We start from the raw sequence: 24,506 nt of genomic DNA, 5'->3' as shown, positions 1-24,506 counted from the left end.
GGCCAAATAAACGACATTATCGGATGATTTCAAACGAGGTATGACCCTGTTCTTCGCCATCCTGAATGATGAGGTTATCGACCTCTGCCTTTTCAGGTCCCTGCTTGAGCCAGGCCTCCATGGCCATCACCGCGTGCCTGTGGCCCTCCAGTTCGGCCAGTACCGACCCGTCTGGCTCGTTTTTCACCCAACCGGAAACATCCAGCTCCCTGGCTTTTTCCTGGGTGCTCTTTCTGAAAAAGACACCCTGCACTTTGCCTATTACCTTTATGCGTTTGTTGGTTTTCATGGTTTCTTTTTGTTAAGCTTCCTTTTGCCATTAAACCTCCCACCCAGATTTATTGTTATCAATCCAAATCAGGAGCGGAAGTATGAAAGGATTTAAGTTTACCAAGTTTGTGCCACAGCAGGACCCGGCCAAGAGCACCTTTGAAAACCTGCTCAACCTCTTCCTGCAGCTGGTCACCATGACCGGGGGCGATGTGGCCGAGGCACTGAACTGGCTCAGCAATTTGGACAAAAGATACAACATGACCAATCCCGGCTACGGGATCGGGAATTTTATAGAGGATCTGAAGGAAAAAGGCTACCTCACCGAGGAAAACCAAAAAGGGGAAATCAAAATCACAGGTAAGTCGGAGCAACAAATTCGCAAAAATGCGCTTGAGGAAATTTTCGGCAAGTTCAAACGCGGCAAGTCGGGACAGCACAAGACCACCCATTCGGGCCAGGGGGAGGAAAGGGGCACCGACAGGCGGGCATTTCAGTTTGGGGACAACCTGGACCAGATCGCCCTGACCGATTCGCTGAGAAACGCCCAGGCCAACCATGGTCTTTCAGGCGATTACCTGCTTACTGAGGATGACTTGGAGGTGGTGGAAAACGAGTACAAATCCCAGACCTCCACGGTGCTGATGATTGACATTTCCCATTCCATGATTCTGTATGGGGAAGACCGCATCACCCCGGCCAAAAAAGTGGCCATGGCCCTGGCCGAGCTCATCAAGACCCGCTACCCCAAAGACACCCTGGACATCATCGTGTTTGGCAACGATGCCTGGCAGATCCAGATCAAAGATCTGCCCTACCTGCAGGTGGGCCCTTACCATACCAATACCGTGGCAGGGCTGGAGCTTGCCATGGACCTGTTGCGCAGGCGAAAAAACCCCAACAAGCAGATTTTCATGATCACCGACGGCAAGCCCACTTGTCTGAAAGTCGGCATCAAGTATTACAAAAACAGCTTTGGGATAGACAGCAAAATCTTGAACGAAACCCTGAAGCTGGCCACCCAGTGCCGCAAAAACCAGATCCCGGTGACCACCTTTATGATCGCCTCGGACCCTTATTTGAAAGAATTTGTCAGGGAGTTTACCAAAGCCAACAACGGAAACGCCTACTATAGCGACCTGAAAGGCCTTGGCAACCTGATTTTTGAAGATTTTAAACGAAACCGAACCAAACGTTTTTAACATGGAGTATCAAAACCTTACCGGTAAGGACCTATTGAAAATAAAAACACTGGGGGAATTGAAAGCCTCCGGATACCAATCCCGCAGCATTAAAGAAGAACTCCGCTCCAACCTCATCCAAAACATCAAGGAGGGAAAAAATGTATTTGAGGGCATCTGGGGCTACGAGGACACCGTGATCCCGGATATAGAAAGGGCCATCCTCTCCAGGCACAACATCAATTTTCTAGGGCTGAGAGGCCAAGCAAAAACCCGGATCGCCAGGATGATGACCTACCTGCTGGACGAATATGTGCCCGTAGTGCAGGGATCTGAACTCAACGACGATCCCTTGGCGCCTCTTTCCAGCTTTGCCAAACAGCTGATTGAAGAAAAAGGGGACAAGACTCCCATCGACTGGTGGCACCGGAAAGACCGCTATACCGAAAAGCTGGCCACTCCGGATGTGTCGGTGGCTGATCTGATCGGGGATGTGGACCCTATCAAGGCTGCTACCATGAAACTTTCATACAATGACGAAAGGGTGATCCATTACGGGCTGGTACCCCGCTCCCACCGCAGCATTTTCGTGATCAACGAGCTCCCCGACCTGCAGGCCAGGATTCAGGTGGCCCTTTTCAACATTCTGCAGGAAGGAGATATCCAGATCCGTGGCTTCAAATTAAGGCTTCCGCTGGACATCCAGTTTGTCTTCACGGCCAACCCGGAGGATTATACCAACAGGGGCAGCATCGTAACGCCACTGAAAGACCGGATCGAAAGCCAGATCATTACCCATTATCCTAAATCCATTGAGATCGGGAAGCATATCACGGCCCAAGAGGCCAAACTTGCCGGAAAGCCATTGGAAAGGATCCATGTGCCCGAGCTAATGAAGGACCTGATTGAGCAGGTGGCCATTGAAGCCAGAAAGAGCGAATATGTGGATGAAAAAAGTGGTGTATCTGCTCGCTTGACCATTTCAGCCTATGAAAACCTGATTTCGGCCGCGGAACGAAGGCTGTATAAAAACGGTGAGGAAAAAACCGTAGTCAGGGTGGCCGACCTAATTGGCATCGTCCCCGCAATTACCGGGAAAGTGGAATTGGTCTATGAAGGCGAGCAGGAAGGAGCTGGACTTGTAGCCTACAGTCTCATCGGCAAAGCAATCAGGACTTTGTTTACGGACTATTTCCCCAGCCCTGACCAGAAAAGAAAGGAAAAAGAAAGCAACCCTTATGTACTACCCTTGGCTTGGTTTGGTGAAGGAAAGGAAATTGACATTCTCGCTTCCCAATCCGATAAGGACTATAAAAATGCCCTACATCAAGTTCCAGGCTTGGAAGAGATCGTCACCCAAAATATCAAGAAACTCTCCGAAAAGGAGAAAGAATTCTTTATGGAGTTTGCCCTCCATGGGCTGGCCGAATACAGTCAGTTGAGCAAAAAGCTGCTAGAGACCGGCATGCAGTTCAAGGATTTGTTCAGCAGCATGTTTGACATGGGGCCAAACGATGAGGATGAAGAAGATGATTTTAGATAAATCAGCAATTGAAGCCAAAATCGCCACGTCGAGCAGGTTTCCTCCCGACTTTATGTTTCAGTTGACGATTAAGGAATGGATTGCCTTGAGGTCGCAAAATGCGACCTCAAGTGAGAATGGCTTATCAAAATTCTTTTTCATACCAAGCCTTTTTAATATCTTCATGGCCTTAAATAACAATAGACATGAGCCAATTGATCATAAATAGTTTCGAGGAGTTCGAACAGCATGTGGGTAAGGAGCTGGGTGTATCTGCCTATCACACCATCACCCAGGAGCAGGTAAACCTTTTTGCGGATGCTACTATGGACCACCAGTGGATCCACACCGATCCTGAAAAAGCAAAGGCAGAAGGCGCATTCGGCGGTCCGATTGCCCATGGATACCTCACCCTTTCCATCGTTCCCTTCCTTTGGGAGCAGATCGTCAAGGTGAACAATCTCAAAATGATGGTCAACTACGGAATCGAAAGCCTGCGTTTTGCCCAACCCGTTTTGGTTGGCGATGAGGTAAGGCTAAACGCCACCTTGGCCAATATCACCAACCTTCGGGGCACGATCAAAACAGAAATGAAGGTAAAGCTGGAGATCAAAGGCCAAAGAAAGCCCGCATTCACGGCAAACTTGGTTTTTCTTTATCATTTCCAATAAGCTAAAGCCCGTTTTTATTGGGCTTTACTTTTTTTAATTACCGTTTTGGTAACTTTTGTTTTATTTTTATTGTTTTAGATGAGAGTAATTTCAAAAAAACCACTTAAAGAATTTTGGCTAAAAAATCCAGAAACCGAAAGTCAGCTAAAAAGCTGGTTTAAGGAAGTCTCTAAAGCAACATGGGAAAGCCCGGCTGATATTAAGCAGGATTATACGAAAGCTAGTATTCTGAAAGGAGGAAGGGTTGTATTCAATATCTGCGGTAACCGATATAGGTTAATTGTGGAAATAAACTTTATGCGCCAATGGGTCTTCATCAGATTTATTGGTACCCATAAAGATTACGATAAATTAGATGCCCAAACAATATAAAAAAAATGATTGTCAAGGTTTTAAAAAACGAAGAAGAGTATCAAATGGCCCTAAGCAGGCTTGAGGAAATCTTCCATGCCCCTGCGAATACTCCAGAAGGTGATGAAGCAGAGCTGTTGGTCTTACTGATCGAAAAGTATGAGGAGGAGTTTTATCCCATTGATCCTCCAAACCCCTTAGACGCAATTAAATTTAGAATGGAACAACTGGGTATGGACAATAAAGATTTGGCAGATATTTTAGGGTATAAAAGTCGAGTTTCTGAATTATTCAAAGGCAAAAGAAAACTATCCTTGACAATGATAAAAAACTTGCATCATAAATTAAACATCCCTTATGAATCCCTGCTATCGGAATAAGTTTTTTTGCTTTCAATGAAGCACATTCTCCCCATCATTGTCCTTTCACAATTCCTTTGCACTTCCCTATGGTTTGCCGGCAATGCGGTGTTGCCGGACCTTATTGCTGAGCACGGGCTTCCGATTGACTTTCTTGCCCACCTTACCAGTGCCGTTCAGTTTGGGTTCATCACCGGCACCCTGATTTTTGCCATACTGACTGTGGCGGATCGGTTTTCCCCATCCAAGGTTTTTTTCTTCAGCTCCCTCTTGGCAGCAGGATTCAATTGGGCTATTGGTCTAGAGAATCTGCAGGACTGGGAACTATTGCTATATAGGTTTCTGACCGGCGTCTTTTTGGCCGGAATCTACCCCGTGGGCATGAAGATAGCCGCCGATTATTATGATAAAGGCCTTGGAAAGTCCTTGGGTTTTCTGGTAGGCGCATTGGTTTTGGGCACGGCCTTCCCCCATTTCCTGAAAAGCATGACTGGGCCACTCCCCTGGCATTATGTAGTTTACTCCACTACCTTTCTGGCCATGCTGGGTGGACTGTTGATCCTGGTTTTTGTCCCGGACGGCCCCTACCGCAAAGCCGGGCAGCAATTTGACCCCCCAGTTTTTCTCAATGTATTTAAAAATGCAAATGTCCGTTCTGCAGCTTTTGGCTACTTTGGACATATGTGGGAGCTTTATGCCTTTTGGGCCTTCTTGCCCCTGCTGCTTGCCTATTTCAACGCTAGCCATGATTCCATGAACCTAGATGTTCCCTTTTTCAGCTTCTTGATCATAGCGGTGGGCGGAATCTCCTGTGCCTTGGGCGGTTTGCTCTCCCTGAGATTTGGGGCAAAAAGAATCGCCACAGCCTCCCTGGCCATTTCAGGATTATGCTGTATCTTTTCCCCCTTAATTCTGGCAGGGGAATCCACAGGCCTGCTTATCCTATTCCTGCTAATTTGGGGAATGGCCGTGACTGCCGACTCTCCGTTATTTTCAACCCTCGTGGTGCAAAATGCCCCCCAAGAAACCCGTGGCACCGCACTTACTATAGTCAACTGCATAGGTTTTGCCCTCACCATCGTAAGCATTCAGGTACTGAATTTCATGTTGCCTATCATGGGTGAAAAGCTTCTATTTACCGCCTTGGCAATGGGGCCACTGTTGGGGGTAATCAGCCTTCGTCGCAAAATTTGATTGCCACAACTATGATTTTTTCCGGAGTCTTCGTATTATTAAGTTGATTAACCCACAATTAACCAATGAATTACCCAAGGCTTAACTATATCATTGCTTTTCTATTGGCTTTTTTGGCAATCCCCAATCTCCAAGCGCAAAGTAATTCTAAAATTAATTCTCAAAAAGAGGCCCGCATCGATAGCATATTTGCCCAATGGAACAAACCCGACACCCCGGGAGCTACCCTAGCCTTAGTCCACAACGGTGAGGTCGTGCTTTCCAAAGGATATGGAAACGCCAATCTAGAATATTCAATCCCCAACACCCCTTCCACAGTCTTTCATATTGCCTCGATTTCCAAACAGTTCACCGTATTTGCGGTCCTGCTTTTGGAAAAGGATGGCCTCATCAACCTGGATGACGATATCAGAAAGTACGTTCCGGAAGTTCCGGACTTTGGCCACACCATCACCCTGCGCCATTTGGCCAACCATACCAGTGGCATGAGGGACCAGTGGAACCTACTCACCATGGCCGGGTGGCGCATGGATGATGTCATTACGAAAGAACATGTGATGAAGCTGGTCAGTAAGCAAAAGGAACTCAACTTTGAACCTGGCGAGGAATATGTGTATTGCAACACGGGCTTCACTCTATTGGCAGAAGTGGTGGAGCGGGTATCGGGGAAAACCTTTGCCCAGTTTACCGCCGAGCGGATCTTTAAACCTCTGGGTATGAAAAGCACCCTTTTTTATGACGACCATGAAAGGATTGTGAAAAACCGTGCCTACTCCTACAAGCCTCATCCAGAAGGCTTCAAGAAAAGCGTACTCAGCTATGCCAACGTGGGCGCCACCAGTCTCTTTACAACCGTGGAAGACTTGAGTCTTTGGGTGCTCAATTTCAAGAACCCAAAAGTAGGCGACAAAGCCCTGATCGAAAAAATGAATACAGAGGCCACCCTCAACAATGGCGAGAAGTTTGGCGGGGCACTGGGGCAGATGGTCAATCCGCACAATGGACTGTTCCAAATCCATCATGGTGGGGCTGATGCAGGTTTCAGAACCTATTTAGGCAGATTCCCCGAGGAGGATTTTGCAGTCATCGTATTCAGCAATGACGCCTCTTTTGTGTCCCAAAGAACAGCCCTGCAGGTCACCGATATTTACCTGGAAGAAACCATAGCCCAGAAGCAAGCGGAAAATCCCTCCCAACAGGAAAATCCAGATATGGACAACCAAAAACTGGAGCGCTTTGTGGGGGAGTATGAACTTGAAAACATGGGAATATTCACTGTCGGCCAAGATAAAAACGGGATCTATGCCCGCCCAGCCGGATTGGGGCGATCACACCTGAGGGCACTGTCGGAGATGGAGTTTAAAGTGGAAGGCGAGGATGCTACTATCCGTTTTATTGCCGATGGCAACAATGAAATCAGCCGACTGGAGATCCAGCAACCCAACAAGGTGCTGAAGGCCAGCCGCCGTTTAGATTTTGATCCCAAATCAGTTATTTTAAAGGACTTTACCGGGACATTTTACAGTGAGGAGCTTTCCACGGAGTACCAGCTGACCATAGTGGACAACCAGCTGGTGGCCATACATGCCCGCAACAGCGACATTGTACTCAAGCCCATTAAGAAGGATACCTTTGAAGGGGATAAGTTTTTCTTCCGGGAAGTAGTGTTCACACGTGATGTGAACAACCAGGTTAAGGAATACAAGGTCTCCAACGGACGAGTTAGAAACCTTAAATTTCATAAGGTGGGCAATTGAAAACCACTTGTTTAATCACCCTATCAATAGAAATCAATTCTGACCTTATTGGAACATTGGGTTTGGTCTGCCGGACAGAGCTGGTATGTTTTTGATACCGACGGCGGGGATTTTTCCTCATACCAAAAATATCCGGAGTTTTTGATGCTCCCCTGGATCTCTCCATCAATATAAAGATCTACTTTTTCACCCGCTACTTGAGTCCATTGTAACTGTACCTTATACCTATTGCAAACTGATTTGTGAACCGAACCGACCATTTCCAAAACAGGGGGCATATTCAACGACAACTCTTTCAGCCTGCCATTTTTGGCCTCAATTTCCCGCCTGCCTTCCTGAGTATCATATGCATAAGCTTTTCTATGGTTGGAGGCTGTAATCAGGGAAAGTCCGGGAATAGGGTTAGAGTTTTCCAGCCTCTTAGACTGATTCGATTCATTTTTCCCCGCCATAAAAAGTATCAAAAAATAGATTCCCAATAAAACAATCGGCACAACACCTAGAATCATATAAGAATGCTTCATGGAAAAAGTGGTCAGTGGTTTTCTAAATCTCCAACTAAGATCGTGAAAATCTGTCCTTTACGAAATACTCCAAAAGTACTATTTTATACTTCTCATTAAAGAAACCAGTCCTGCCAGGTTTCTGACATCCAGCTTTCTGAAAATGTTTCTGCGATGGGTCTTGATGGTCAAAGGACTTGTGCAGAGTTTATCGGCAATTTCGGAAGTCAGGTATTCATTGAGAATCAGATCCAAAATCTGCATTTCCCTTTTGGTCAACTTGTATTTTTCAGCCAATACCACCTCCAGCTCATCCATGTTGTCATTATCCATCATGAAGTAAGTTTCCCCTTCCAAAATAGAAGTGATGGCCTCCTTAAGGTCGGTGAAAACCGCATCCTTTGAAATGAAACCATCGGCCCCCAACTGCTGGCAAAGCTTGATGGTGCGCGCATCGGTGTCCATGCTAATCACCAGTTTTTTGAGTTCGGGGTATCCCCTATCCAGAAATGACAACAATTTGGCCCCGCCCCCGTCGGGCATGTGGAAATCCATAATCAGCAGATCGGGTAATTTGCCTTCGTCCAGGAAATGCTTCACTTCGGTACCCCCTTTCATGGTAGACACGATGGAAACATCCATACTGCTTTCTATTAATTGGGCAATCCCCAAAAGGAACAGTTCGTGGTCATCTACTATGGCAATGGAAGCGGTCATATTGGAAAAATGGAAATAAAAATTACAAAAATCTCACGTACCACAAATTTACCATAATTCAAGACAGAAACGACTCAATATCAATAAAAAAAGAACAGTCCAAAGGACTGTTCTCATTAGGATTTCTACTCTCCAAGCCTATCCCTTTCCTCCTTGCTTCCGCTGCGGTTGGATACCCGGAAGCTTTCACCTTGGGCAAATTTATATCTCAGTGTGAGCCTCACGCTCTGGTTGCTGCGGTACTGTTGGAACTGGGTATCCATTTGGTCAAACTGCACATCAGCACGGATTATTTGTGTACGGAAGATATCCGATCCGTTTAAGGTAATGCTCATTTTATCCTTCATTACCGACTTGGAAATCCCGGCATCCACCCAGCCAAAACCATCTATTCTGGCCTGCCCGTACAGCTGTGGCCCTAGGTACATCCCCACCAATTCAAGTTTGAACCCTTTTGGCAGCATTATATTGTGCTGGGTGCGGCCCATGTAGGAGAACTGCGATACATCCAGCATGGCATCCCCGATCATGGAAGTCCAGGCATTGTGGCTCACCTGCACCATGTTGCTGGTGTTCCACCAAGGCGTGATGTCCACCGGGATGATTCCCCTGAAGTTGAAGTTTCTCGACTTGTCAAAGTTTGCCGTATATGTAGTCGTGGTCCTAGTGGCCTCATCCTGCATGAAAATCTGCTGGAACACATCATGGGTTTCCGAATAAGAAAGAGACACTTGGTAGGCACGCTTGATGACATGGTTCATTTCAAAATTGTTTGAAAACTGCGGTCTCAAGTGCGGGTTACCCTGCTCGGTGGTTAAGGGATCGATGTAGAACACAAACGGATTCAGCAAGCGGTAATTGGGCCTGGTTATCCTTCTATTTACGTTATAATTGATCTGATAATCGTCACTAACCTTGTGTTGCACAAAAAGGCTTGGGAAAAGGCTGAAATACCTCTGGGTATTGATTTGCCCCATGGTAAGGGAATTACCCTCAATGTCGGAATATTCACCCCTTAAGCCAGCCTGGTAGTTGATCTTAGGGGAAATTCCGCCTTTATAGGAAGCATAACCTGCCAAAACCTGCTCTTTATAAAGAAATTGGTTGCTATTGGGATCCGGCATGAAAGGCTCCTCTTCCACACTTCTGCTCAGTCTCAAATCGTTGTCGGATCTCACCCAGCTACCCTTCAGCCCAGTTTCAAACATGTTACCCTTTTCACCAATCGGCTTGATAAAATCCACCTTGGCCGTCAGGATATGGTATTGCATGTCATTTAAGGTCTGAATACGGTCCCTGTTGAAAAGACTTTCATCTTCACCTGTCCAGTATCGGTTGGACAAGATCCCCTCGCTGGAAGCATTCATTTTAGTATAGTCGATATCCGAGGTCAGTTTGGTGCCTACCGAATCCAATTGGCCTACATAATGCAGGTTTGCAAAAAGGCGCTGGTTATCGGAACGGTTGTCGTTTTGGGATCCGATGAAGCTCATCGGTGCCCCTGGGTTGGTGATTTCGGTCAAGGACTCACTGGTTTCACCACCACGGTTTTCGGAAGCTTGAATGTTGACCCCCACACTGTGGTTTTTGCTGATTTCGTAATCGGCTCCACCGTTGAAGAAATAATTCTGCCGCTTCATGGTCATATCGGTATCCTGAAAAAAGTTGGACACCCCATCTTCCAGTGGGAAGTTTCGGTTTATTTCAAGCTCATTAAGTATATTGTATTCGCTATAGTTAAAACTGGTGTTGGTGGTCCACTTTCCTTTTTTAACATTGATAGTAGCTCCGCCAAACGGGGCATACATACCGTTATATTGATTTCCAGCCTGTACATTGCCAAACACGCCATCAAGGTTGTTCTTCTTCAGCTTGATATTGATCACGCCAGCGGCTCCCTCGGCATCAAATCGGGAAGATGGGTTGTTGATGACTTCTATGCTTTTGATGTTTTCGGCAGGCATGGCCCTAAGGAAGTTGGCCAAGTCCTGAGCGGACATATAAGTTTGGCGGTCATTGATCATCACGGTGACGCCCGGACGGCCGTTTAGGTTGATGTTACCTTCTTGGTCCACAAATACCCCTGGGGAGCGGCCCACCACGTCAAGGGCGGTGTTTCCCTCTGCCATTACGGTACCTTCGATATTGATGGTGGTCTTGTCCGCCTCAATAGTGACTTCCGGACGCGCGGCCCGCACTTCCACCTCGCCAAGAGAAGACATTTCCTCCTCAACCTGGATGGTGCCAAACTCAATTTTATCACCGCCATTGATTTCGAAAGGCTCAGTAAAAAATGTCTCGAAACCTATAGAGGAAACTTTCAATATAAATTTCCCGGACTGGGAAGTTGAAATCGAAAATCGGCCATCCTCGTCGGAAACTGCTCCGGTGACTAGCTTTTCTGAGGAGGCTTCTAAAAGTGCAACATTGGCAAATGGCAGCACTTCACCTTGGGAGTCTTTAACCTGGCCGGTTAGCTGGCTGTTTTCTTTGGCCACCACGTGGCTTGAGCCCAAAAGGAATAAGAAAACAAAGGCAAAAATCTGGTAAGAAAGTTTCATGTGTATGTATATTATTTCAAATGCTCGTACCACTCCAAATGAAAAAGAAATGCCAAGACTTTAAAACACCGCATAAAGGCCTTACAGGGCATTTTTTCGGACTGGGGAGAAAATCCGCTGTATCAATTCCGAACACTTTTATTGTTCGCTGGACGTACAACTTTTGAAAACGAAGCGCAAAGGTAGTCAAAAAAAATCCCCTGACACTTGCGCATCAGGGGATCTATTTTCAATCTAAGGTTTGGCTTATTTTGCCTCTTGAAATCTATTGTTTACTTCTTCCCAGTTTACCACATTCCAGAAAGCGCTGATATAATCAGGACGCTTGTTCTGATATTTTAAGTAGTAGGCGTGCTCCCACACGTCAATACCGAAGATTGGGGTACCTTTGTCATCGGCAATGTCCATTACCGGGTTGTCCTGGTTTGGCGTAGAAGTCACTTTCAAGTTGCCAGAGCCGTCTACAATCAGCCAAGCCCATCCTGAACCGAATCTGGTGGCTGCTGCTTTTTCAAACTCCTCCTTGAACTCGTTGAATGAGCCGAAGCTTTTGTTGATTGCTTCTGCAAGCTCGCCTGAAGGCTCGCCTCCACCATTTGGAGACATTACTTTCCAGAAAAGGCTGTGGTTATAGTGGCCACCGCCGTTGTTTCTTACTGCCGTAGGGGCAGAAGATATATTTTTCATCAATTCTTCCAAGCTCTTACCTTCAAGATCCGAACCTTGTACGGCCTCGTTCAATTTGGTAACATAAGCATTGTGGTGTTTTCCGTGGTGGATTTCCATGGTTTTGGCATCGATGTGCGGCTCCAAAGCATTAAAATCGTACGGAAGGTTGGGAAGTTCAAAAGCCATATTTGTTAAAATTTAGGGTTAAACATTAAAATTTTCTTCTTTATAAAAGCTATAGTTGTTAAACCACCTTAAAGAATAAATGGTTCTGCTAACAATTGTCAATCTTTATTTTCTTAATTCCTTAAAGAAATCCAAAATCAGCCGGTTGCTCTGATCGGCCATCAATCCCCTGTGTATCTTGGTTTTGGGATGCAATAAATTTGTCTCCAATCTGGAAAATCCCCTGACAGGATCCTCTGCACCGAAAAATATTTCACCCAGCTGTGCCCAATACATGGCGCCTGCACACATCACACAGGGCTCCAAAGTTACATACAGCTTGCACTCTTTGAGGTATTTGGCCCCAAGATAATTGGAAGCAGCCGTGATGGCCAAAACCTCCGCATGGGCGGTAACGTCGGTAAGTTTTTCTGTCTGGTTATAAGCTCTGGCGATGATCCTGTTGTTACAGACCACCACGGCACCTACTGGAATTTCACCTTCTTCAAAGGCCAACTGGGCCTGCTTGAAGGCTTCATTCATAAAATACTCGTCCGAGTAGATTTCCATAAAAACGGTTTAAAACATGAATTTAAGCCTTTCATACCTTTTCCGCAATAATTGGCACAGAAATCAACCGCTTAAACTTTGAAAGGCTTTTGTAGTTTATTTCAGGCAAGCTTAACCACTCATGACATTACCAGAAAACTTAATTTATACCAACCAAGAATCCGCCGGGATTTTGCGAAAGAAATCAGGCAAGGGATTTACCTACCTCACTTCTTCAGGCAAAAAGGTGACGGCCAAAAGCACCCTCAAGCGCATTGAAAGCTTGGTCATCCCTCCCATTTGGGAAAATGTGTGGATCACACGTTCCCCAAAAGGGCATATCCAAGCCATAGGCTATGACCAAAAGGGCCGGAAACAATACCTCTACCATCCCAAATGGGTCATCCACCGCCAAAACTCAAAATATGAGCGGTTGAGGCATTTTGGGGAGGCCTTGCCCTCCATCCGAAAGAAAATCGCCCGCGACGTCAAGCTCCCCGGCTGGCCAAAAGAAAAAGTACTGGCAATCATGGTCATGATTTTGGATGAGGCCTTTATCCGAATCGGCAACCTTTCCTATGCCAGACAAAACGGCACGTATGGCCTGAGCACATTGCGCAGGAAGCATGTCAACTTTGAAGAAGGACGGGTTTCATTTGAGTTTAAGGCCAAAAGCGGCAAATACCGAAAAGTGCTGCTGGAAGACGAAAGCCTGGTCAACCTGATCAAGGAATGTAATGACCTGCCCGGCTATGAACTCTTCAGGTATTTTGATGAGGAAAAGAAATGCTACTGCAACCTGATGAGCGATAATGTGAATGAGTATTTGAGGGAAATAACCGGAGAGGATTTTTCAGCCAAAAACTTCAGGACCTGGGCAGGATCGGTGCTAACCGTAAAACTCAAACCCGAAGCCGAGAAAGAAATCGAGGAAAACCCGCGGAAAAAACTGGACACCACTTTGGTCAACATGGTAGCTGACAAACTTGGCAACACCGTAAGCATCTGCCGTGAATATTATATCCATCCAAAAGTATTGGAGTGTGCCACCCAAAAAAACCTGGAGGAGGAATACGATGAGGCATTGGAAAAGCACAAAAAACTGAAACGCTCTCTGGACAAAGAAGAGATATTGACCCTCCATCTTTTGTCGCAATGCTAAAAAAAGGCCGGGGATCAACCCCGGCCTTTATATTTTTATCTACCCAATATCAGGTCAAAGATTTCTTTTCTAACCCCTTCATTGATAATCAGGGCAAGTATCAGGGACACCAAAAGCCCGATAAAAGCTTTGTAAACATCCCTTGAAGCCAATCTCCAGGCTCTTACCAATCTGGCCTTTCTCTTTTTCAGCTTCTTGGATTTGGCCAAGGCAATGGAAAGTTCTCTACCCCCTAGCAAGCCTATAAATACCCAAGTGGTACTCATTGGCATGTTGCTGTACATTTTGAAGTAGAAAAGGATGATAGCATAGACAAAATCCACGATGGTGGCTGCCCGAACATCGGTAACTTTGGTCTTTTCGTTGACTATTTTTTGGATTCTGTCGCCCTTGAGGTAAAACAAAAATCCCAGACCAAAGAATACGATACCTGCATAGGCTATAAATTCCCAAACGTTGAGCTGCCTAGGAAGGAACACGGCAATATTGGCCGCATCCTGCATGATCCAAACGGCCCAAAGTGTCCCAGAAGTAAACCACTGGAGAACATACCAGTACGGTTTTGGCTTTCCTTTAAGATAGTTGGTGACAAACTTCTCCAGCACATACCATACTATAATTGCTATACCAAAGGCCAATAGGTATCCAATAAAACTTTTCTGAACTACCCCGGCAATTGTTCCTGCTTTGTAGGTAAATACGTTTAGCAACAGGAATGTAGTAGATACCGGCATCCTGAGCCTGGTCATCACTAAAAGTACAATCGGGGCTGCAAGCTGTAGAAACACGAAGTTTTCCGGAGCTTTGTCAAGCCCAGGTACCTGTAATCGCTCGTAGCTCACGTCACCGTTAAGCGTGTACCAGCTAAAACCGACCGTTCCCACAAAAATCAACCCCATAAACAGCCACAACCAATACCATTTTCGCTCCTGGTTGGAAGCTATAAAGGTACCGATGGTCTGGATACTGTCATTGGCGATGGCCGAATAGGCCGCCAAGAAGAAGCCAAACCACATGGCCGCATACGTGTATGGAGTTAAAATCCCTGCTATGGAGATTAAGATGCAAATTACTAAAAGGAAGGATTTTTCTTTTTTGGTGAAATCAAAAAGTGAATAGGCGGCTTTGGATAAAGCGTCCTGATTAATATTTTGATCTTTTAATTTTGCCATAATGGTTTGATAGGCGTTTGATAATCTGCTTGCAAAGTTAAAGAACTTTAACCCGCTTACATGTTAAGGAATTGTTAAGTAAACCCCTTGGTATATTATTAAAATGCAATTCACGGCACTTCCGCTCCAAAGGTAGGGAATACGGAATATTTTTCAAATCTTTTTAACCTTTGAGAAATTTCATTTTGATATCACGATTATTTTCCCCCAAACCGGAGAATTAATATTAACAAAAGCTTCATATTAATACCTTAAGAAAGTAAACTTTCTCCCTTTATTTTGTACCTAGAAATTCCCTATCCAGACGCCAAGCAACATTGATGAGCAAAATCCAGCAAGCACAGACAAAGTCCTTCAAATTGATAATGGCTATACAGCTATTATTGGCTTTGTTGCTTTTCATGTTCTCCATTGACCTGCTCACTTTTTCTCTCGCAAGGCTTAACAATGAGGTGGCTAGGGATATCTTCACGGCTACCTTCAACCCATTCGTAGGCCTGTTTATCGGGTTACTAATGACTGCCCTATTCCAGTCAAGCAGCATGGTGACGGCCATGGTGGTGGCGGTAGTAGCCAGCGGCAACCTCAGCCTGCAGCAGGCTGTTCCCCTGATCATGGGGGCTAATATTGGCACCACCCTGACCAGTACGCTGGTTTCCTTTACCTTTATCATGAAAAAAAGCGGCTTTAAAAAAGCCCTTGCCGCAGGACTGTTGCATGACTTTTTCAACATCTTCACGGCCATCATCCTTTTTCCACTGGAATTCTATTTTGGACTATTGAGCAAGTCGGCCATATTCCTGACCTCAACCTTCTTTGCCTCCTCTGCCAACATTGAAGGGGATTATGTCTACAACGTGCTTTTCACCCGCCCGGCCACCATCTGGGTATACGATTTTATTGGACAGCCCTTGATTACGCTGATCATGGGTATTATCCTGATCTTTCTGACTATCAAAATCCTTTCGGACACGGTTCTCAAAACCTTTCTTTCTTCCAAATTCAAAAATCTCAATGAACACGTGTTTGGAGCTCCTGCAAGGACTTTTGTATATGGCACCTTGTTTACAGCGGCGGTACAGTCCAGTACAGTAACCACCTCACTGGTGGTACCGGCAGTGGCTACCAGAAAAATCTCATTGGAAAAAGTCTTCCCATTCATCATCGGGGCCAACATGGGTACCACCATCACCGCTGTGGTGGCCGCCATCTACAAAACTGAAGCTGCCATTAGCATCGCCATTGTCCACATTTTATTCAATCTAGTGGGCACCCTGATTTTCTTGCCGTTCCCTGCCTTGCGGAATCTTCCCATCAGGCTGGCAGTTTATTTTGGCAAGCAATCCACCAAACACAGATTCCTGAGCCTTGCCTATATTTTACTTACCTTTTTTGTGATACCATTCTTGCTGATTTACTTCAACAGAAAAGATAACGTGAAGCCTTTGGAAGCAAAAGCTGAGGTAAAAAAAGAAATCCGGATGAGGGGACCTCTATCCGGATTGAAAGCGGTGGACGGACAACCAAAGTCCGACAGCAGGTTCTAAGTCATTTTTTGCCTTTCAAAATCTCCACTCCCGAGCTCGTCCCTATGCGGTCGGCACCGGCTTGGATAAATTCCACGGCCTGCTCATACGTTTTTATGCCTCCGCTTGCCTTGATTCCCACGTTGCTGGGCAAAATCTCACGCATTAATTTGATATCCGCCAACTGTGCGCCGCTTGGCGCAAAACCGGTGGAAGTCTTCACAAAATCCACTCCCGCCTGGCTGCAGATATCACAGGCAGTTCGGATTTCATCTTCTGAAAGGTAGGCCGTCTCGATGATCACTTTCAGGATCTTCTCATGGTCATGGCAGGTGGTGGCCAGCTTGGCCAATTCGATTTTGGGCCAATTCATCCCAGCCTTAAAGGAAGTGGTAGACCAAACCACATCAATTTCATCGGCACCATTTTGAATGGCCAGCTCGGTTTCAAAAACTTTCGTTTCGGTCATGTTATAGCCTAGCGGAAAACCCACCACCGTTACCAGTTGGACATCGGCATCACCCAGGTCTCTTTTGGCTTTTTTAACCCAAAAAGGTGGCACGCAGATCCCCTTGAAATTATATTGTTTTGCATCAGCCACCAATTGATCCAGATCCTTGTCGGTCATGGTTGGCTTCAAAATAGTTTGTTCTAGATAGCGCTCCAGGTTTTTCATTTTATATCTGTTGATTTACGTAGTCCTCCAAGTAGGTGAAATTGGTGGTCAGTTTACCACCCTTTGCAATAGTAGCCCTGTCCAGCATCTCTGATTTTTCCAGCAGGAGCTCAGGAATGACATGTTTCATCAGCTGGTTTCCAAAATCATGCGAGGCATCCCTGGGCAGTTCGCAGGGCAGGTTGTCAATGGCCATCACCGATATATGGTTTTCCCCTGAAAAGGCCTCACAGGTATCCTGCGTCTGTGGGTCAAAATCAAATACCGGATCAGCCACGGTGCTGGACTTTACGGTAGTGGGCACCGACCCGTCGATGTCACAGGTAATGTCTGCGATAACTTTGATCTTGAAATCGGGACTCGCCGTATCTTTTTTTTCAAACAGCCTTGGGGCTTTGTGGTCCCAATAGGCTGCAGCCATGAAAATATCTGCCACTTTGGTAAACCTCAGAAAATTGCTTTCATAAAGCTCAGGCTGCTTGTGAAATTCCTCGCGGTTAAACATCCCATCGTCCTTCCTTTTATTGTAATCGGCCGAGCCCACTTGGGTAAAAACCGCCTCCCCATATTCTTTCTCAAGGAAGGCAACGGGTTCTACTTTTTTGATTTTTAGCCACTCAAGAACTTCAATAGCCCCTTTGGCGACCTTACCGGTACCGGTAACCAATAGTTTGACGGCTGGAAGTTTTACCTTCTGCAGCTCCTTTTTCAACTCTTTGAGGTCAAAGCATTCGTGGGCCCTTTTGAGTGAAAACCTACCGGTTTTCTGCCCATAGGTCCAAATGCCATTGTAAGCCCCCACGATTCCGGCCCAGCGGCCAAATGCAACCACACGGTTGCATTTATCATCCTTTAGAACCTCATAATCAATCATAGTGATATTTTTCTCCAGGATCGCCTGCAGCAATTTCCTGTTGGAGGGTTGTTTTTTGATGGTGTGGGAAAAGAAAAAATAAGTCTTATCAGAAAGCAGATTGGCCACGGGTACCTCTTTTATCCCCATCAGCACATCGCAGTCGTCCAGATCTGCGCTCACCTCAATCCCCTCGTCCACATATTCTTCATCCTCATAGCAACGGTGGGGGCTTGGCTCCACCACAAAGTCAAAATAGCGGTCAGAGTCTTCGTGTATGGTAGTAAGTTGGTCGGGTGAAAAAGCAACTCGTTTGTCAATGGGGATTTTGTTTTCCCGGATCAATCCAATTTTCATTGTTATTTGATGGGTTTAAATGGTAACTTGATTCAATAAAAAAAAGCAAAAATGCCATACTTCTTTCTCCTGCTGTTTTGGGCGGTCTTCTATTTCACGCACACATTCTTTGCTCGCTTGAAGTTAAAAAGAAAATTTCAGCGCATCATGGGAAAAGCATACAAATGGTACAGGTTTTTTTATACCCTGTGGTCATCGCTACTGTTTTTGGCGATTTTCCTGTATGCGGCAAGTATTCCAGCCGAACGTCTTTTTACCGGTACTGACTTCACACAATATCTGGGCCTAATGGGAGCCGGCATAGGGACCATCATACTGATCAAGTCCTTCAAAAACTTTTCCCTTTGGAAGTTCAGCGGCTTGGTCCCACACGATGACCTAGAGGAAAAGCAGGAACTGGTTGTTGTCGGAATCCACAAACATTTAAGGCACCCCATTTACTTGGGCCTTATCTTTATTTTTGTCGGTTACCTGCTTTTCACCCCCACCCTCGCCTCATTGGTTCACTTGGTTGCCTTGATGCTGTATTTACCGGTGGGCATATATTATGAAGAAAAGAAATTAATCGCCATTTTTGGTGAAAAATATAAAGAATACCAGGCCACTGTCCCGGCCCTGATCCCCAGATTTACCAGATGACTGAACTTGTCCTATACGCCCTATTATTTCTCCTTCTCATAGGCCACACTTTGATGGCTTCCAAAATGTATATGGCTGTCCACAAAGACAGTTCCCTCTCCCTACGGGAAAAGAATGACTGGAAGCTCAAAGCGCTTATTTTCCCGGCTTATTATTTCGGGCAGTATAAGAAAAGTAAGAAGTGAAAACTCCTGCGCGGAAGCAAATGGGACACAAAGTACACAAAGTTTCCACGAAGTAGCACAAAGGCCTCTTCGCGGAGAAACTTTTTTAGTTTCTCCCCTTTCACTTATCCCTTTTTACTAACAAAAAACTTCGCGTTTCTTTGTTCCCTTTGCGGTAAAAAGACTCCGAGCTCTCTGAGCCTCTGTGATTAAAAAACTACGGTTTCTTCAGTACCGCGAACAAATACGACAGGGTAAACTCCAGGTTTGTGAAATTCATATCATAAACCCTTTCAAACCTCTCCGGTCGACCAAATTCATAACCAAACCTAACCTCTGCCTGGATGGTGTTTCGTCCCAAGAGGCGGGATATGCCCACCCCTCCGGTCAGCCCGTACATAAAACGCTTTGGATCATCCTGTTCCTGTCCATATGTCGGCATGGCGGCAAAGCCCAGCTCATTAAACTCATGGGTCCTACTGATATCCCTGGAGCCAAGAAGAGTTCCAAAATGGGGTCCCAACTTAATGTGAAAGCGGTTTTTGTTGCCAAAGTAAAAATTGGATAACAGGGGGATTTTCAGATAGTCCAGTTGGCTTTCGTTTATATTTCCCAAGGTGTCGGTTTCCGCATACCCGTGGGTCACCCATTGCACCTCAATCTGCGCACCGGCATTTTTGGCAAAAAACTGTTCAATGACTATCCCAAATGTATTTCCTTGGACATCCCCGGTACGGCGGTTTGGGGTGGCCGGGATGGAGCGGTAACTCACATTGGATGAAGAAATGCCGTATCGCACCCCAATGCTGGTACTGCTCTGAGCTTCTGCTTCAACTGCCGCCCCGATTAGCAGCATAGCCAATAAGAAAATTCTTCCGATCATGGACCAAAGTTAGGGAATTTATGAATTAGTGAATGGATAATTATGAATAAGGGGGGCCAAAAAAGCAAAAGGCCATCAATAGATGGCCCTTTGCACTGTTAATTATTCTTGGTCTTTTTTCTTTTTTGACTTTTTGACGTCCTCCAGATCATCACGGTCTCTCAGCTTTTTGTCATCAACATTCTTATTGAGAAACTCATTGATCTTGTCAATGGAAAAAGAACTGGATATTTCCCCAAAGGAATTGATCTTCATTTTGAAACCCTCCAAATCTGGGTTTACTTTAGGGTTTTCATCTTTTTTGGACTTCTTGGCCATGGCTAGGATTTGGGTTAAGCATTCACCTTTAGAGTATCTAACGCAAAATCAATCCTTTTGGATAACTCTTCCTTGCCAATGATTGCAAAAACTTCCATCAGGTCTGGCCCAGCCCCAACTCCAGTTACGGCCAATCTTACTGCCTGCATCACTTTTCCAAGCTTAAGTTCGTTTTCTGCAGCCGATTCTTCCAGAAGGTTTTTTGCCTGCACAGGATCGAGATCCCCATCAAGCGCATTGATTTTGCCTTTGTAGGTGGATAACACGTTCACCGCATCATTGTTCCAGCGTTTTTCCGCTACCTTCTCATCAAACTCAGTCGGAGCGATGAGCATAAATTTGCCCTCTTTCCAAAGGTCTGCAGGGAATGTAGCTCTTTCCTTCATCAATCCGGCGATTCTTTCGGCCTTTTCTGAAGAAAGCGTGATGCCTTCATTTTTCAGGTCTTCCTTAAGATAAGCAGCCAATTCGCTATCGGACTTTGCCCTCAGGTACTGCTCGTTGTACCATTTGGCCTTGTTGATGTCAAATTTGGTCCCCGACTTCCCGATTCTCTCCACGGTAAAGGCTTCCACCAACTCCTCCTTGGTAAACATCTCCCGGTGGTCACCCGGGTTCCAACCCAAGAAAGCCAAGAAATTGATCATAGCTTCAGGCAAGTACCCCTGTTCTTTGAAGCCGACAGCCACTTCCTCGGTCTTCGGATCTTTCCAGTCCATTGGGAAGATCGGGAAACCGTGTTTATCGGCATCTCTTTTGGAAAGTTTGCCGTTTCCATCTGGCTTCAATAGCAATGGCAGGTGGGCAAACTGAGGCATGGTATCCTCCCAGCCCAAGTATCTATAAAGCAAGACGTGTAATGGCGCAGATGGCAACCACTCCTCACCACGGATCACGTGCGTGATGCCCATCAGGTGGTCATCCACGATGTTTGCAAGGTGATAAGTCGGCATGCCGTCGGATTTCATCAAAACTTTGTCATCCAAAGTACTGGAATGAACCATCACCCAACCACGGATCATGTCATTCAATCTCACTTCTTCCTTACGCGGGATTTTGATCCGGATCACATAAGGTTCACCAGAAGCCAAGCGCTCCTTTACCTCATCTTCCGGCAAGGTCAGGGAGTTTTTCATCTGTGTCCTGGTGATGGAGTTATACTGAGGGGAAACCACTCTGGCAGCGGTCAGCCTTTCGCGCATGGCGTCAAGTTCCTCAGAAGTATCAAATGCATAATAGGCATGGCCTTTTTCTACAAGGTCCATGGCATACTGCATGTACATTTCTTTTCTTTCAGACTGTCGGTAAGGCCCAACAGACCCGCCTACCCATGGACTCTCATCTGGGGTGATGCCAAGCCAGTCCAAGGCATCTTTGATATATTCTTCGGCACCAGGCACAAAGCGTGTCTGATCGGTATCCTCCACTCTAAGGAGGAATTTGCCGTTGTTTTTCTTTGCAAAAAGGTAGTTGTAAAGGGCCGTTCTCACACCCCCAATATGGAGCCCGCCCGTAGGGGAAGGGGCAAAACGTACACGTACTTCTCTATTCATGGATCAGAATGTTTCCTTATATGATTGCCCCGACGGATTTGCGCTGCATACCGCCGGATTTTAAAGGGCAAAGATAAGGATTTTGGGGCGTGAAACCGAGAACTGAAGCCCGCTTGTTTTAATCAATTGTTATCTGGACAATTTCCCCATCAATATATCGGAAATGGATTTCTTCACTCCGGCCTTTCAATTTAAGATAGGCATAATCGTAAACTATGCCTTCATCTTCTTCAGTAAAATTCATTAAATAAGGATCAAGCCTATTTCTTAGGCTATATGAAGTAGGGAAGTTTTTCTTAAAATTATGGATCGTGGACAGATTAAGAGTTAAATGAGGACGATTTTCCAACAAAAAATCTTGAATTGATAAAATTTCAAATGCTACTACCTGATCATTTTTTACAAAAACTCTGAGATCATTACCGGCATACCATTGGTTATCTCCCTCAACTTTTTCTCTTGACAAACTAAAATGGCTATGTAAATCCTCAAAATCCATATTAAGAATCACATTGCCGCCAAGAGCAAGTTTTTCAGCCTCAATTGTTTCAATGGAGGCATAAAGAGTCTCCAGTTTTTCTACATCCTCTTCCATTAACCATACGGGCGTATCCCCATGGGTAATTTTATTGATTTGGAAAGAACCATCGGTTTCACCATCTTGGATTATTGATGAAAACCCAATATCACCCGAAGAACATCCGGCTAGAAGAAAAACAGCAAAAGCTAGAAAAGAAAAAATTTTCATAATATATTAATTAATGGTTCCAAAAACCTTGGCCAAAGTCAGCTTTCACCCGAAAGCATAGTTCAAGAATAAAATAAAAAAACATATCTCCTAATTTTTTTAGAACTTTGATTCATTTCAGCCTAAAAATACCGTAATCACGGTATGCTTTTATGTCGAATGTTCTAAGTCAGATGTATTCTTTTGCGCCCTTCTTTTCCATTGTGTTCTTTGTGCCCCTATTCCGGAAGTTCACAAAAAAAGGGAGCCATCTCTGGTTCCCTTTTCTGTATGCTTGGAAAGCGATTATTTTCTCGCTCTCATTTTCTCTTTGATCTTGGCAGCTTTACCATGACGTCCTCTCAAGTAGAACAATCTGGCTCTTCTTACCTTACCTTCTCTAAGCAATTCGATTTTTTCGATGCTTGGACCCAAGATTGGGAAAATTCTCTCCACGCCGATACCGTTAGAGATTTTTCTTACAGTGAAAGTCTCCCCGTTTGAGTTAGGGTTCTTTCTCTGGATCACAGTACCTTGGAACTGCTGGATACGCTCTTTGTTACCTTCCGTAATTCTTACGTGTACATTGATGGTATCTCCTGCCTTAAAAGAAGGGAACTTAGATCGTACATCTTTGTATTCCTCTTCTACAACTTTAAGTAGTTCGCTCATATCTTTATTTATTTATATGCTTTCGCAAATTGGAATTGCAAATGTATGCAATTTTTGGTTCTATTAAATTATCTATCAAATATTTACGTTAATCGCCGCTGACCAAACCTTTGCCCTTGAGCAAGTCTGGCCTCCGTTCTTGGGTACGGCGAACCGATTCTTCAAATCTCCAGGCATCTATTTTTTCATTATGTCCTGACAGCAAAATGTCCGGGACTTTCATGCCTTCATAGTCTGCCGGCCGGGTATACACCGGCGGGGCCAACAGGCCATCTTGGAAGGAATCTGTCAGTGCGGAGGTTTCATCATTGAGTACCCCGGGAATCAGCCGGATCACCGCATCAGCCACTACGGCTGCCGCGAGCTCTCCTCCTGAAAGGACAAAATCCCCAATACTAATTTCCTTAGTAATGTATTTCTGCCTTATCCGCTCGTCCACTCCTTTATAATGACCGCACAAAATGATGATGTTTCCCTTTAAAGAAAGTGAGTTGGCCATATGCTGATCGAATGTTTGACCATCCGGCGTCATATAGATTACCTCATCGTATTCCCTTTCAGCCTTGAGTGCATCAATGCACTTGGCGATGGGCTCCACCATCATGACCATCCCTGCGCCACCACCGAAAGCATAATCGTCGACCTGCTTGTGCTTGCCGACTGCATATTCCCTTAAGTTATGCACCCTGACCATGGCCAGCCCTTTGTCCTCCGCCCTTTTCAGGATGGAATGGGAAAAAGGCCCCTCCAACAGTCCCGGCACTACCGTAATGATATCAATGCGCATGGATCAATCCTCCAAATAAATGTCAAGTAAGCCTTCAGGCAAATGGCAGTAAACTTTCTTTTCTGCCTTGTCGACCTTGGTAATGATGCCATCCTGTATGGGAATCAGCACTTCTTTGCCTTTATAGTCGAGCCCGATCAAATCCTGGGTCTGAAGGTCATATAAAACTTTAATTTCCCCGAGCTCCCCGTGATTCTCGTCGATCACGGTAAACCCGATCAGTTCATGGTAATAATACTGGTCATCCTCCAGTTCCGGAAGCACGTTGAGCGGCAGGAAAATCCCAGCGCCAACCAATGTTCCGGCGGCATTCACGTCATCATATTCCTCAAATTTTGCCAAGACCTTTCCTCCGGTCTGATAGACAAAGTGTTCGAGAAAGTATGGGACAAGGCGACCTTTCTGTTCCAGGAACACATGTCCCAGGTCTTCGTATTGCGAAGGGTCATCCACGTCCAATTTGACGGTCACCTCACCATGAAGCCCATGAACTTTTGAAATGTAGCCGATCTGGAAACAATTGTCTTTGTTCATGGAAGGGGGTACTC

Annotated in this window: 28 protein-coding genes; 12 read left to right on the top strand and 16 right to left on the bottom strand. The window is 45.5% G+C overall.

Features of this window, described 5'->3' with window-relative positions; genetic code table 11:
- Positions 1 to 16: 16 nt before the first annotated feature.
- Positions 17 to 289, bottom strand: a complete 273-nt coding sequence (locus KIH41_RS00810) for an acylphosphatase (protein ID WP_213945243.1) — start codon at positions 287 to 289, stop codon at positions 17 to 19.
- A gap of 82 nt (positions 290 to 371) precedes the next feature.
- Here KIH41_RS00810 and KIH41_RS00805 point away from each other — a divergent pair, with 82 nt between their 5' ends.
- The 8 genes from KIH41_RS00805 to KIH41_RS00775 all read left to right on the top strand — a co-directional run bounded on the left by KIH41_RS00805 (position 372) and on the right by KIH41_RS00775 (position 7,305).
- Positions 372 to 1,472: a vWA domain-containing protein gene (locus KIH41_RS00805; RefSeq protein ID WP_214161174.1), complete on the top strand. Its 1,101-nt coding sequence runs from the start codon at positions 372 to 374 to the stop codon at positions 1,470 to 1,472.
- A 1-nt stretch (position 1,473) separates the two neighbouring features.
- Positions 1,474 to 2,994 (top strand): P-loop NTPase family protein, encoded by a 1,521-nt coding sequence (locus tag KIH41_RS00800; protein WP_214161173.1) that lies wholly within the window; start codon positions 1,474 to 1,476, stop codon positions 2,992 to 2,994.
- A complete protein-coding gene (locus KIH41_RS18295) occupies positions 2,966 to 3,202 on the top strand; it encodes an ORF6N domain-containing protein (protein ID WP_394369775.1) in 237 nt (78 codons plus the stop codon). The genes KIH41_RS00800 and KIH41_RS18295 overlap by 29 nt, the downstream gene beginning before the upstream one ends.
- Complete coding sequence (locus KIH41_RS00795) at positions 3,180 to 3,644, top strand: MaoC family dehydratase (protein WP_213945246.1); 465 nt, start codon at positions 3,180 to 3,182, stop codon at positions 3,642 to 3,644. The genes KIH41_RS18295 and KIH41_RS00795 overlap by 23 nt, the downstream gene beginning before the upstream one ends.
- Positions 3,645 to 3,722: 78 nt before the next feature.
- Complete coding sequence (locus tag KIH41_RS00790; RefSeq protein WP_214161172.1) at positions 3,723 to 4,016, top strand: type II toxin-antitoxin system HigB family toxin; 294 nt, start codon at positions 3,723 to 3,725, stop codon at positions 4,014 to 4,016.
- Positions 4,017 to 4,021: 5 nt separating this feature from the next.
- Positions 4,022 to 4,375, top strand: coding sequence for a helix-turn-helix domain-containing protein (locus KIH41_RS00785; protein WP_213945248.1), 354 nt, complete (start codon positions 4,022 to 4,024; stop codon positions 4,373 to 4,375).
- Positions 4,376 to 4,390: 15 nt separating this feature from the next.
- A complete protein-coding gene (locus tag KIH41_RS00780) occupies positions 4,391 to 5,548 on the top strand; it encodes an MFS transporter (RefSeq protein ID WP_214161171.1) in 1,158 nt (385 codons plus the stop codon).
- Positions 5,549 to 5,613: 65 nt separating this feature from the next.
- Positions 5,614 to 7,305: a serine hydrolase domain-containing protein gene (locus KIH41_RS00775; RefSeq protein WP_214161170.1), complete on the top strand. Its 1,692-nt coding sequence runs from the start codon at positions 5,614 to 5,616 to the stop codon at positions 7,303 to 7,305.
- Between the two features lie 23 nt (positions 7,306 to 7,328).
- Here the strand turns inward: KIH41_RS00775 and KIH41_RS00770 are convergent, their stop codons facing one another.
- From KIH41_RS00770 to KIH41_RS00750, 5 genes are all read right to left on the bottom strand, one after another.
- The gene (locus tag KIH41_RS00770; protein WP_214161169.1) at positions 7,329 to 7,829 is read right to left on the bottom strand and encodes a hypothetical protein; all 501 of its coding nucleotides are present in this window, start codon (positions 7,827 to 7,829) and stop codon (positions 7,329 to 7,331) included.
- A gap of 78 nt (positions 7,830 to 7,907) precedes the next feature.
- On the bottom strand, positions 7,908 to 8,525 hold the full coding sequence (locus KIH41_RS00765; protein ID WP_214161168.1) for a response regulator transcription factor: 618 nt from the start codon (positions 8,523 to 8,525) through the stop codon (positions 7,908 to 7,910).
- 125 nt (positions 8,526 to 8,650) lie between these two features.
- Complete coding sequence (locus KIH41_RS00760) at positions 8,651 to 11,086, bottom strand: outer membrane beta-barrel protein (protein WP_214161167.1); 2,436 nt, start codon at positions 11,084 to 11,086, stop codon at positions 8,651 to 8,653.
- Between the two features lie 246 nt (positions 11,087 to 11,332).
- A complete protein-coding gene (locus tag KIH41_RS00755; protein WP_213945254.1) occupies positions 11,333 to 11,941 on the bottom strand; it encodes a superoxide dismutase in 609 nt (202 codons plus the stop codon).
- A 105-nt stretch (positions 11,942 to 12,046) separates the two neighbouring features.
- The gene (locus tag KIH41_RS00750) at positions 12,047 to 12,490 is read right to left on the bottom strand and encodes a nucleoside deaminase (protein WP_213945255.1); all 444 of its coding nucleotides are present in this window, start codon (positions 12,488 to 12,490) and stop codon (positions 12,047 to 12,049) included.
- Between the two features lie 121 nt (positions 12,491 to 12,611).
- Here KIH41_RS00750 and KIH41_RS00745 point away from each other — a divergent pair, with 121 nt between their 5' ends.
- Positions 12,612 to 13,631 (top strand): DNA topoisomerase IB, encoded by a 1,020-nt coding sequence (locus tag KIH41_RS00745; RefSeq protein WP_214161166.1) that lies wholly within the window; start codon positions 12,612 to 12,614, stop codon positions 13,629 to 13,631.
- A gap of 35 nt (positions 13,632 to 13,666) precedes the next feature.
- Here the strand turns inward: KIH41_RS00745 and KIH41_RS00740 are convergent, their stop codons facing one another.
- On the bottom strand, positions 13,667 to 14,803 hold the full coding sequence (locus KIH41_RS00740; protein ID WP_213945257.1) for a hypothetical protein: 1,137 nt from the start codon (positions 14,801 to 14,803) through the stop codon (positions 13,667 to 13,669).
- A 320-nt stretch (positions 14,804 to 15,123) separates the two neighbouring features.
- On the opposite strand from KIH41_RS00740, the gene KIH41_RS00735 reads away from it, so the two are divergent.
- Positions 15,124 to 16,350, top strand: coding sequence for a Na/Pi symporter (locus KIH41_RS00735; protein WP_214161165.1), 1,227 nt, complete (start codon positions 15,124 to 15,126; stop codon positions 16,348 to 16,350).
- Between the two features lies 1 nt (position 16,351).
- Here the strand turns inward: KIH41_RS00735 and deoC are convergent, their stop codons facing one another.
- Together deoC and KIH41_RS00725 are read right to left on the bottom strand one after the other, a co-directional pair.
- The gene (deoC, locus tag KIH41_RS00730; RefSeq protein WP_213945259.1) at positions 16,352 to 17,005 is read right to left on the bottom strand and encodes a deoxyribose-phosphate aldolase; all 654 of its coding nucleotides are present in this window, start codon (positions 17,003 to 17,005) and stop codon (positions 16,352 to 16,354) included.
- Position 17,006: 1 nt separating this feature from the next.
- Positions 17,007 to 18,215, bottom strand: coding sequence for an NAD(P)-dependent oxidoreductase (locus KIH41_RS00725; protein ID WP_214161164.1), 1,209 nt, complete (start codon positions 18,213 to 18,215; stop codon positions 17,007 to 17,009).
- A gap of 51 nt (positions 18,216 to 18,266) precedes the next feature.
- Here KIH41_RS00725 and KIH41_RS00720 point away from each other — a divergent pair, with 51 nt between their 5' ends.
- The gene (locus KIH41_RS00720; RefSeq protein ID WP_214161163.1) at positions 18,267 to 18,854 is read left to right on the top strand and encodes a methyltransferase family protein; all 588 of its coding nucleotides are present in this window, start codon (positions 18,267 to 18,269) and stop codon (positions 18,852 to 18,854) included.
- The gene (locus tag KIH41_RS00715; protein WP_214161162.1) at positions 18,851 to 19,039 is read left to right on the top strand and encodes a hypothetical protein; all 189 of its coding nucleotides are present in this window, start codon (positions 18,851 to 18,853) and stop codon (positions 19,037 to 19,039) included. Before KIH41_RS00720 ends, KIH41_RS00715 begins: the two co-directional genes overlap by 4 nt.
- Before the next feature lie 196 nt (positions 19,040 to 19,235).
- Here the strand turns inward: KIH41_RS00715 and KIH41_RS00710 are convergent, their stop codons facing one another.
- The 7 genes from KIH41_RS00710 to rimM all read right to left on the bottom strand — a co-directional run bounded on the left by KIH41_RS00710 (position 19,236) and on the right by rimM (position 24,492).
- Positions 19,236 to 19,901 carry a porin family protein gene (locus tag KIH41_RS00710; protein WP_214161161.1) on the bottom strand — a complete coding sequence of 222 codons (666 nt, stop codon included), beginning with the start codon at positions 19,899 to 19,901 and terminating at the stop codon, positions 19,236 to 19,238.
- A 102-nt stretch (positions 19,902 to 20,003) separates the two neighbouring features.
- Positions 20,004 to 20,219 (bottom strand): hypothetical protein, encoded by a 216-nt coding sequence (locus KIH41_RS00705; RefSeq protein WP_213945264.1) that lies wholly within the window; start codon positions 20,217 to 20,219, stop codon positions 20,004 to 20,006.
- Between the two features lie 14 nt (positions 20,220 to 20,233).
- Positions 20,234 to 21,772 (bottom strand): glutamate--tRNA ligase, encoded by a 1,539-nt coding sequence (gene gltX / locus KIH41_RS00700; protein ID WP_214161160.1) that lies wholly within the window; start codon positions 21,770 to 21,772, stop codon positions 20,234 to 20,236.
- A gap of 118 nt (positions 21,773 to 21,890) precedes the next feature.
- Positions 21,891 to 22,520, bottom strand: coding sequence for a hypothetical protein (locus tag KIH41_RS00695; RefSeq protein WP_214161159.1), 630 nt, complete (start codon positions 22,518 to 22,520; stop codon positions 21,891 to 21,893).
- 285 nt (positions 22,521 to 22,805) lie between these two features.
- Positions 22,806 to 23,171 (bottom strand): 50S ribosomal protein L19, encoded by a 366-nt coding sequence (rplS, locus tag KIH41_RS00690; protein ID WP_213945268.1) that lies wholly within the window; start codon positions 23,169 to 23,171, stop codon positions 22,806 to 22,808.
- Between the two features lie 88 nt (positions 23,172 to 23,259).
- On the bottom strand, positions 23,260 to 23,958 hold the full coding sequence (gene trmD, locus KIH41_RS00685; protein ID WP_213945269.1) for a tRNA (guanosine(37)-N1)-methyltransferase TrmD: 699 nt from the start codon (positions 23,956 to 23,958) through the stop codon (positions 23,260 to 23,262).
- A 3-nt stretch (positions 23,959 to 23,961) separates the two neighbouring features.
- Positions 23,962 to 24,492 (bottom strand): ribosome maturation factor RimM, encoded by a 531-nt coding sequence (gene rimM, locus KIH41_RS00680; protein ID WP_214161158.1) that lies wholly within the window; start codon positions 24,490 to 24,492, stop codon positions 23,962 to 23,964.
- Between the last annotated feature and the right edge of the window lie 14 nt (positions 24,493 to 24,506).

Origin of the sequence: Litoribacter ruber (assembly GCF_018500185.1) — a bacterium.
GTDB lineage: Bacteria > Bacteroidota > Bacteroidia > Cytophagales > Cyclobacteriaceae > Litoribacter > Litoribacter ruber.
Note: the sequence above shows the minus strand (reverse complement) of the source record. Positions and strands in the feature narration are given on the sequence as shown.

Excerpts from the sequence above, each read along its gene's own strand:
- KIH41_RS00805 (WP_214161174.1), top strand. The coding sequence starts at position 372 with ATGAAAGGATTTAAGTTTACCAAGTTTGTGCCACAGCAGGACCCGGCC.
- KIH41_RS00695 (WP_214161159.1), bottom strand. The coding sequence starts at position 22,520 with ATGAAAATTTTTTCTTTTCTAGCTTTTGCTGTTTTTCTTCTAGCCGGA.
- KIH41_RS00765 (WP_214161168.1), bottom strand. The coding sequence starts at position 8,525 with ATGACCGCTTCCATTGCCATAGTAGATGACCACGAACTGTTCCTTTTG.
- KIH41_RS00800 (WP_214161173.1), top strand. The coding sequence starts at position 1,474 with ATGGAGTATCAAAACCTTACCGGTAAGGACCTATTGAAAATAAAAACA.
- gltX (WP_214161160.1), bottom strand. The coding sequence starts at position 21,772 with ATGAATAGAGAAGTACGTGTACGTTTTGCCCCTTCCCCTACGGGCGGG.
- KIH41_RS00705 (WP_213945264.1), bottom strand. The coding sequence starts at position 20,219 with ATGGCCAAGAAGTCCAAAAAAGATGAAAACCCTAAAGTAAACCCAGAT.
- KIH41_RS00755 (WP_213945254.1), bottom strand. The coding sequence starts at position 11,941 with ATGGCTTTTGAACTTCCCAACCTTCCGTACGATTTTAATGCTTTGGAG.
- KIH41_RS00750 (WP_213945255.1), bottom strand. The coding sequence starts at position 12,490 with ATGGAAATCTACTCGGACGAGTATTTTATGAATGAAGCCTTCAAGCAG.
- KIH41_RS00760 (WP_214161167.1), bottom strand. The coding sequence starts at position 11,086 with ATGAAACTTTCTTACCAGATTTTTGCCTTTGTTTTCTTATTCCTTTTG.
- KIH41_RS00785 (WP_213945248.1), top strand. The coding sequence starts at position 4,022 with ATGATTGTCAAGGTTTTAAAAAACGAAGAAGAGTATCAAATGGCCCTA.
- KIH41_RS00725 (WP_214161164.1), bottom strand. The coding sequence starts at position 18,215 with ATGAAAATTGGATTGATCCGGGAAAACAAAATCCCCATTGACAAACGA.
- rplS (WP_213945268.1), bottom strand. The coding sequence starts at position 23,171 with ATGAGCGAACTACTTAAAGTTGTAGAAGAGGAATACAAAGATGTACGA.
- KIH41_RS00780 (WP_214161171.1), top strand. The coding sequence starts at position 4,391 with ATGAAGCACATTCTCCCCATCATTGTCCTTTCACAATTCCTTTGCACT.
- deoC (WP_213945259.1), bottom strand. The coding sequence starts at position 17,005 with ATGAAAAACCTGGAGCGCTATCTAGAACAAACTATTTTGAAGCCAACC.
- KIH41_RS18295 (WP_394369775.1), top strand. The coding sequence starts at position 2,966 with ATGAGGATGAAGAAGATGATTTTAGATAAATCAGCAATTGAAGCCAAA.
- KIH41_RS00795 (WP_213945246.1), top strand. The coding sequence starts at position 3,180 with ATGAGCCAATTGATCATAAATAGTTTCGAGGAGTTCGAACAGCATGTG.
- rimM (WP_214161158.1), bottom strand. The coding sequence starts at position 24,492 with ATGAACAAAGACAATTGTTTCCAGATCGGCTACATTTCAAAAGTTCAT.
- KIH41_RS00770 (WP_214161169.1), bottom strand. The coding sequence starts at position 7,829 with ATGAAGCATTCTTATATGATTCTAGGTGTTGTGCCGATTGTTTTATTG.
- KIH41_RS00715 (WP_214161162.1), top strand. The coding sequence starts at position 18,851 with ATGACTGAACTTGTCCTATACGCCCTATTATTTCTCCTTCTCATAGGC.
- KIH41_RS00735 (WP_214161165.1), top strand. The coding sequence starts at position 15,124 with ATGAGCAAAATCCAGCAAGCACAGACAAAGTCCTTCAAATTGATAATG.
- KIH41_RS00710 (WP_214161161.1), bottom strand. The coding sequence starts at position 19,901 with ATGATCGGAAGAATTTTCTTATTGGCTATGCTGCTAATCGGGGCGGCA.
- KIH41_RS00790 (WP_214161172.1), top strand. The coding sequence starts at position 3,723 with ATGAGAGTAATTTCAAAAAAACCACTTAAAGAATTTTGGCTAAAAAAT.
- KIH41_RS00740 (WP_213945257.1), bottom strand. The coding sequence starts at position 14,803 with ATGGCAAAATTAAAAGATCAAAATATTAATCAGGACGCTTTATCCAAA.
- trmD (WP_213945269.1), bottom strand. The coding sequence starts at position 23,958 with ATGCGCATTGATATCATTACGGTAGTGCCGGGACTGTTGGAGGGGCCT.
- KIH41_RS00810 (WP_213945243.1), bottom strand. The coding sequence starts at position 289 with ATGAAAACCAACAAACGCATAAAGGTAATAGGCAAAGTGCAGGGTGTC.
- KIH41_RS00775 (WP_214161170.1), top strand. The coding sequence starts at position 5,614 with ATGAATTACCCAAGGCTTAACTATATCATTGCTTTTCTATTGGCTTTT.
- KIH41_RS00745 (WP_214161166.1), top strand. The coding sequence starts at position 12,612 with ATGACATTACCAGAAAACTTAATTTATACCAACCAAGAATCCGCCGGG.
- KIH41_RS00720 (WP_214161163.1), top strand. The coding sequence starts at position 18,267 with ATGCCATACTTCTTTCTCCTGCTGTTTTGGGCGGTCTTCTATTTCACG.